Origin of the sequence: Sphingobium sp. SA916 (assembly GCF_002894065.1) — a bacterium.
Taxonomy (GTDB): Bacteria; Pseudomonadota; Alphaproteobacteria; order Sphingomonadales; family Sphingomonadaceae; genus Sphingobium; species Sphingobium fuliginis.
Genome location: NZ_LXYF01000096.1, coordinates 113,204 through 120,570 on the forward strand (window position 1 = coordinate 113,204; position 7,367 = coordinate 120,570).

5 protein-coding genes are annotated in these 7,367 nt (G+C 66.6%); all 5 read left to right on the forward strand.

The genetic code is table 11. The features are described 5' to 3' along the window. Nucleotides 1–162: 162 nt before the first annotated feature. Nucleotides 163–2,736 carry a TonB-dependent siderophore receptor gene (locus A8G00_RS23625; RefSeq protein WP_103001861.1) on the forward strand — a complete coding sequence of 858 codons (2,574 nt, stop codon included), beginning with the start codon at nt 163–165 and terminating at the stop codon, nt 2,734–2,736. A 4-nt stretch (nt 2,737–2,740) separates the two neighbouring features. After that, nucleotides 2,741–4,258, forward strand: a complete 1,518-nt coding sequence (locus A8G00_RS23630; RefSeq protein WP_103001862.1) for an FAD-dependent oxidoreductase — start codon at nt 2,741–2,743, stop codon at nt 4,256–4,258. A 17-nt stretch (nt 4,259–4,275) separates the two neighbouring features. Continuing rightward, complete coding sequence (locus A8G00_RS23635; RefSeq protein WP_025547998.1) at nt 4,276–4,782, forward strand: RidA family protein; 507 nt, start codon at nt 4,276–4,278, stop codon at nt 4,780–4,782. Between the two features lie 100 nt (nt 4,783–4,882). Next, the gene (locus tag A8G00_RS23640) at nt 4,883–6,226 is read left to right on the forward strand and encodes an LLM class flavin-dependent oxidoreductase (RefSeq protein ID WP_025548000.1); all 1,344 of its coding nucleotides are present in this window, start codon (nt 4,883–4,885) and stop codon (nt 6,224–6,226) included. Then, on the forward strand, nt 6,223–7,367 hold a 1,145-nt coding region (locus tag A8G00_RS23645), incomplete at its 3' end, for an FAD-dependent oxidoreductase (RefSeq protein ID WP_103001863.1). The genes A8G00_RS23640 and A8G00_RS23645, both read left to right, overlap by 4 nt.

Genomic DNA, 7,367 nt, shown 5'->3' on the forward strand with positions numbered 1-7,367 from the left:
ATCGTTCGGAAATCGCCCTATATTCCGCACCGTTCCATCTATGACGAAAACTCGATTGCCTCAATAATCTACCGATATAGTAGATAATTCAGCGCAGGGATGGGGCCGAAGCCATGTCCCGCCCGCGCGGATCACGCGACAAATTATAAGCAGGGGGACTTCATGCATTCGGTGAAAATCTGGGCCGGGGCCGGCGTGGCCCTGGCGGCGGTGGCGCTTGCCCAAGGCGCGCAGGCGCAGCCCGCCGACAATGCGGCGGCGGCGGCCGCGAGTGAACGCGACGCGATCATCGTCACGGGTACGCGCCGGACGGATCGCACGGTCAGCGAATCCGCCGTGCCGGTGGACGTCTTCAGCGCCGACGATCTGGCATCGCAAGCGACCAGCGACATCAAGGCCGCGATCAAGAATCTGGTTCCCTCCTTCAACCTTCAGCGCAACGCGCTGTTCGACGGATCGGCCTTCGTCCGGCCGCCGACGTTGCGCGGCCTGCCGCCGGACGAGACGCTGGTGCTGATCAACGGCAAGCGCGTCCACCGTTCCGCGCTGGTGCAGGTGAGCGGCGGGTCGCTCGCCGCCGGGTCGCAGAGCGCCGACCTGTCGCAGATTCCCGGCGCGGCGGTCCAGCGGATCGAGGTGTTGCGCGACGGCGCCGCCGCCCAATATGGATCGGACGCGATTGCCGGCGTCATCAACTTCGCGCTGAAGAGCAATGCGGAAGGGCTGAGCCTCAACGCGCGCTATGGCGAATATTATGAGGGCGACGGGCGCGACATCCAGTTGTCGGGCAATTGGGGATTGAAGCTGGGCAATGAAGGCGGCTTCATCAACCTGACCGGCGAATATATCAACGCCCATGACACCAATCGCGCCGTACAGCGTCCGGACGCGGTGGTTCTGGAAACGCTGGGCTATGACGTCAAGCAGCCGGTGACAAAGTTCGGCAGTCCCGACACCGAAGCCTATCGCTTCTTCGTCAACGCAGAACTGCCGCTGGGCGACGACGCGCTCTATTTCTTCGGCAATTACGGCTATTCGGATCAGGTCATCGACTTCAACTATCGGCGTCCGATCGCCGTGACGACGACAGGGCCGGCCGGCAGTCCCTTCACCTTCGGCAAGTCGATTTCGCTCTATTATCTCGACCGCAATGCCGATGGGACATGGAATGCCGATGGGCGGACCTGGAATGACGCCAATATCTTTCCCAATGGCTTCACGCCGCGGTTCCGCAGCACCAATACGGACATTTCCGCTGTCGGCGGCTATAAGGGCGAAATCGGCGGACTGCATTATGACGCCAGCATCGGTTACGGCCAGAACCGGATCAAATATTATATCAGCGACACGTTCAACCCGTCGCTGGGGCCGGATTCACCGACCGACTTCTATGACGGGTCGCTGGAGCAGCGCGAGCTGAACGCCAATCTGGACCTCAGCTATCCGCTGGAGATCGGCCTTGCCAGCCCGCTCAACATTGCAGGCGGCTTCGAATATCGGCGCGAGAGCTTCCTGATCGGCGCGGGCGACGCGGCGTCCTATACGCAGGGCATCTATGCGTCCCAGACGGTGCGGCGCGCCGACGGTTCGACCTTCCTCGTCACGCATCCGGTCGGCTCCAACGGCTTTCCCGGCTATGGCCCGACATCGATCGTCGACCGGTCGCGCGCCAGCCAGGCGGCCTATCTGGACCTGGAGGTGGACGTGACGCCGCGCTTCACCCTGGGCGGGGCGGTGCGTTACGAACATTATGACGACTTCGGCGGCACGACCAATGTGAAGGCGACGGCGCGTTATGCGTTCAGCGACGCCATCGCGTTGCGCGGGGCGGCCAGCACCGGCTTTCGCGCGCCGACGCCGGGGCAGCTTTACCTGCGCAACCTGCAGACCTCCTTCATCGGTACCAATCCGGTGCCGGTGCAGATCGCCACATTGTCGCCCGAAGACGCCGCCGCCAGATATTATGGCGCGACCGCATTGAAGCCGGAGGAGTCGGTCAATTTCAGCGGCGGTCTTGTCCTGACGCCCACACCATCCTTCACCATCACGGCGGACTATTATAATATCAAGGTGACGAACCGCATCGGACTGACCAGTCGGGTTTCGGTGACGGATGCGGATCGGGTGCAACTGGCCGCGCTGGGCGTGGTCGATCCCAATTCGCTGGGCGCGGTCCAATATTTCACCAATGGTTTCGGCACCCGGACCCAGGGCGTGGACTTTGTAGCGAATTATCGGGCGAATACGGGCTGGGGCAAGTTGGGATCGTCGCTGGCGGTCAATTACAACCGTACGAAGCTCAGCTATCGCCGGACCATCACCTTGCCGGGCGGACGGTCCCTGCAACTGATCGACGACGAGCGCAAGCGCGACATCGAGACGCTGCTGCCCCGCTGGCGCGGCGTGTTCACCCAGACGGCGGAGGCGGGGCCGGTCGACGTCGTCGCCCGCGCCAATTATTTCGGCAAGTTCACCAATAACCAGCTTGCTTCCAATGGCGGGAACAAGACTTTCGGCGCGGAAGTCTCCTTCGATCTGGAGGTCGGCGTGAAGGTCGCGGACAAGTTCCGGATCGCCGTGGGCGGGGAGAATATCTTCGACAATTATCCGGATCGCGAGACCCGGCTGCTCTATCCTTCCACCGGCGCTCCGGCGAGCGGGTTCGTCTATCCCGACGCCTCGCCGCTCGGCGTGCTGGGCGGATTCTGGTATCTCCGTGTCTCGGCGGAGCTTTAAGGGCGTGGCGTCGCTCGACCGGCGCGCCCTGCTCCGGTCGCTGGGCGGCGCCACGCTCGCGGCGGCGCTTCCCGCTCCGGTCGTTGGTGCGACCCGGACGGACGGGGTGGGGAGCGTCGTCATCCTGGGCGCGGGCATCGCCGGGCTGGTCGCCGCAAGGGAACTGGAGCAACGCGGCGTCGACGTCACCGTGCTGGAGGCGCGCGGGCGCGTCGGCGGGCGGGTGTGGACGCTGCGCGGCGGCGACAGCTTTACCGACACAGACGGGACGACGCAGCGGGTCGGCTTTGGCGACGGGCTGTACCTGAATGCGGGCGCGGCGCGGATTCCCAGCCATCATGACGGCGTTCTGGGCCTCTGCCGGGACCTGCATGTGCCGCTGGAGGTGCTGGTGAACAGCAGCCGCAGCGCCTTCATCGCGGATGCGGACGGGCCGCTGCGGCTGCGGCAGGCGGCGAACGACCTGCGCGGGCATCTGTCCGCCCTGCTGGAAAAGGGACTGCGCGCCGGGTCGTTCGACCAGACGATCGATGCGCCGACGCGCAAGGCGCTGGAAAGATTCCTCACCGGCTATGGCGACCTGGCGGCGGACGGCCATTATGGCGGCAGCGCGCGGTCGGGGCTGGCGCGGCCGCCGGGCGCGTTCGACGAAGTGCAGCAGGCGGTGGCGCCGCGAACGCTCGACCAGTTGCTCGCCAATCCCAATCTGGCGGGCCTGCTGTTCGAGGAAGAGATCTACATGCAGGCGACCATGCTGGCGCCCGTCGGCGGCATGGACCGGATTCCCCGCGCGCTGGCAGCATCGCTGCGCAAGCCCGTCGTCACCGGGGCGGACATAGTGGAGATCAGGCGGGCCGGCGCGGGCGTCGGCATCGTCTGGCGCGATGCGAAGGGCGGCGCGCAGGTCGTGCGGGCCGACCGCGCCATCATCACCCTGCCCCTGCCGGTGCTGGCGGGCATCAAGGGCGATTTCAGCGCGCCGGTGAAGCGGGCGATAGCCGCCGCTCATTATCAGGATACGGTCAAGGTCGCCTTCCAGAGCCGTCCCTTCTGGGAAGAGCAGCAGGTTTATGGCGGCCTGTCCTTCGTCGGCGGCGAAACCTCCGTCATCTGGTATCCGTCCGACCGTTTCCAGCAGCCGCAGGCGGTCCTGCTCGCCGCCTATATGGCATTGGACGCGGCGAAGAGCTTTGCCGCGCGGCCGATCCCGGAGCAGATCGCGCTGGCCCGCGCCGCCGTCGATCGCATCCATCCCGGCCATGGCGCGGACCTGCAATCCCCGGTCGTCGTCAACTGGCGCAAGACGCCCCATAATCTGGGGCCCTGGCTGGACTGGCATGCGGACGGCAACAGCCTGGACGATTTTCGCCTGCTCAACCAGCCCGATGGCCCTTTCCTGTTCGCGGGCAGCCATTTGTCCCAATATTCGGGCCATTGGCAGGAAGGCGCGGTGCTTTCCGCCCGGCGCGCCGCCGATGCGCTGGTACCGTTACCCGCAAACGTCACCCCCCGTCACGCCTGAAAGAAGGAGTTTCCATCATGTCCCATCCCCTCATCCGTCCCCTCGCCGCGCTGGGCCTGCTGGTCGGCGGCGCCGGCAGCGCCCACGCCGCGTCTGAGGTCGTCCGGCATGGCGCCGAGGGCCCATCGCCCATATTGACCGGCGTGACCGTGCCCGCCGGGGCGGAGACGCTCTATCTGAGCGGGCAGGTGCCGCCCGTGGCCGACAAGGCGGCCGACCCCACGACACCCGCCGCCTATGGCGACACGCGGACGCAGACGGTCGGCATCTTCCGCAAGATCGAGGCGCTGCTGGCGGCACAGGGTTATGGCCTGCAGGACGTGGTCAAGCTGACCGTCTTCCTGGTGGGCGATCCCAAGCTGGGCGGAAAGCAGGATTTCAAGGGATTTTCCGAAGGCTACGCCCAGTTCTTCGGCACGGCGGCGCAGCCCAACAAGGTCGCCCGGTCGACGGTGCAGGTCGCCGCTCTCGCCAATCCGGGCTTTCTGGTCGAGATCGAGGCGGTCGCCGTCAAGGCGAAATAAGCGGTTCCGTTCAGAAGCTTCAAACAGCCTATGAGAAGGCCTCGTTGGTCACTGTCCCACCGCCTGGTCTAGACTTTTCCCATATTTGGAGGATTTGGACATGGCGGACACGGCGCAGCGGCAATTGCATCTTGGCGCGATATTGGAAGGGGTCGGGGCGGATCATGTCAGTTGGCTCGACCCCGAGCTGCCGGGCGACGCCAGCATCGACATCGACTGGTATATCGACAATGCCCGGGCGGCGGAGGCGGCGAAGTTCGACCTGGTCTTCATCGTGGATTCGCCCTTCATCACGCCCGATACCGCGCCGCATTTCCTGAACCGGCTGGAGCCGCTGACCCTGCTGTCGGCGGTGGCGGCGTCGACGTCGCGCATCGGGCTGGTGGGCACGCTCACCACCTCTTACTGGGAGCCCTATAATGTCGCGCGGCAATTCGGGTCGCTCGACCAGATCAGCCGGGGCCGGGCCGGATGGAACGTCGTCACCACCGGGCTGGAGGGCGCCGCCCGCAATTATGGGCGGGAGGAGCATTTCGACCACAAGCTGCGCTATGCCCGCGCCCGCGAATTCGTCGATGTGGTGCAGGGCCTGTGGGACAGTTATGAGGACGACGCCTTCCCCCGCGACCGCGAGGCGGGCATTTTCCTGGACAAGGCCAAGCAGCACCGGCTGGACCACAAGGGCGCGCATTTTTCGGTCGCCGGGCCGCTGGCGCTCAGCCGGTCGCCGCAGGGACAGCCGGTGATCTTCCAGGCGGGGGACAGCAATGAGGGCCGCAACCTGGGCGCGGCCATTGCCGAGGGCACCTTCACCAGCGCGGAGGATTTCGAGACCGGGCGGGCCTATTATGCGGACATCAAGGCGCGGGCGGCGGCGCTGGGGCGCAATCCCGACCTGATCAAGGTGCTGCCCGGACTGGCGCCGATCATCGCGGAGACCGACGAAGAGGCGCAGGCCATCGCCGCGGCCGCGCAGGAAGCGCTCGACGTCGGCAAGCTGCTGGTGCAGATCGGGCGGGCGTTCAATTATCACGACTTTTCCCGCTACGATCTGGACGCGCCCTTTCCCGACCTGAGCGGCGTCACGCTGAACAGCTACAAGGGCCATGCCGAACGGATCATCCGCGTGGCGCGGGAGGAAGGGCTGACGCTGCGCCAGGCGGCCTATCGCTTCGGCCAGTGGCGGACGGACTTCGTGGGATCGCCCGAGACCATAGCGGACGAGATCGAGCGCTGGTTCACCGGGCGCGCCGCCGACGGTTTCCTGCTGCGGGTGACGCGGCCCAAGGATTTCAGGCTGTTCCGGGAGCGGGTCGTGCCGATCCTGCAGGCGCGCGGATTGTTCCGCGACGATTATGCGCACCGCACCCTGCGCGGACATCTGGGCCTGCCGGTTCCGGAAAACCGGCATGCGCGGGAACAGCACGCGATCGCCGCGGAATGACGGAGGAAGGGATCGACCTTCAGGCCGACGTGCTGATCATCGGCGGCGGCATGGCGGCCTGCTGGGCGGCGATCGCCGCGGCGCAGGCAGGCGCCGACGTGCTGCTGGTCGACAAGGGATTCGTCGGCACCAGCGGCGTCACGGCGACGGGCGGCCCCAATCACTGGTGGGTCGCCCCCGAACCCGGCAAGCGCGAAGCCGCCGTCGAGGAACGCCATGCGCGCAGCTTCGGACTGGCCGAGCGGCACTGGATGGCGCGCATCATCGAGGAAAGCTGGATCGCCCTGCCCACGCTCGCCCGCTATTATCCCTTTGGCGGCGACGGCAGGGGCGGCACCTTCTATCCCGGCGTCCGCGGTCCGGAATATATGCGCGCCCTGCGGCGCTACGCGACCGATGCGGGGGTCCGTATCCTCGACCATCATCCGGCGCTGGAACTGCTGGTGCATGACGACGGATCGGTCGCGGGCGCGGCCGGGCATGCGCGCCTGACGGGGCAATCATGGCGGGCCCGGGCGGGCGCCGTGATCATGGCGACGGGCGGATGCGCCTTCCGTTCCGGGCTGATCGGCAGCCATGGCAATACCGGCGACGGGCTGCTGATGGCGGCGGAGGCGGGCGCCGCGCTGTCCGGCATGGAATTTTCCGTTTCCTATTCTCTGTCTCCTGCGTGGAACTCGACACGCACCCTGCCCTATTTCGCCGCGCGCTTCTTCGACCAAGACGGCCGGGAACTGGACATTCCGCCGCCCATAGGCGGGGAAGGCGCGCATCTGAGGGCACTGGCGAGCGCCATGCTGGCCGGGCCGGTCATCGCCGACCTCAGCGATGCGCCGGACGGGTTGAAGCCGATATTGCGGCGCATCCAGCCTGCCTCCCCCACGCCGTTCGAGCGGCGCGGGCTGGATATTTTCCGGGACCGGTTCGAGATCAAGCTGTTCGGGGAAGGCACGGTGCGGGGGACCGGCGGGTTGCAGGTCGTGGACTCGCATTGCCAGACGAGCCTGTCCGGACTCTATGCCGCCGGCGACAGCGCGACCCGGGAACTGGTCGCCGGGGCGACGAGCGGCGGCGGCGCGCAAAATGCCGCCTGGGCGCTGACCTCCGGCCGGATCGCCGGTGCGGCCGCGGCGGCACGGGC

Excerpts from the sequence above, each read along its gene's own strand:
- A8G00_RS23635 (WP_025547998.1), top strand. The coding sequence starts at position 4,276 with ATGTCCCATCCCCTCATCCGTCCCCTCGCCGCGCTGGGCCTGCTGGTC.
- A8G00_RS23640 (WP_025548000.1), top strand. The coding sequence starts at position 4,883 with ATGGCGGACACGGCGCAGCGGCAATTGCATCTTGGCGCGATATTGGAA.
- A8G00_RS23625 (WP_103001861.1), top strand. The coding sequence starts at position 163 with ATGCATTCGGTGAAAATCTGGGCCGGGGCCGGCGTGGCCCTGGCGGCG.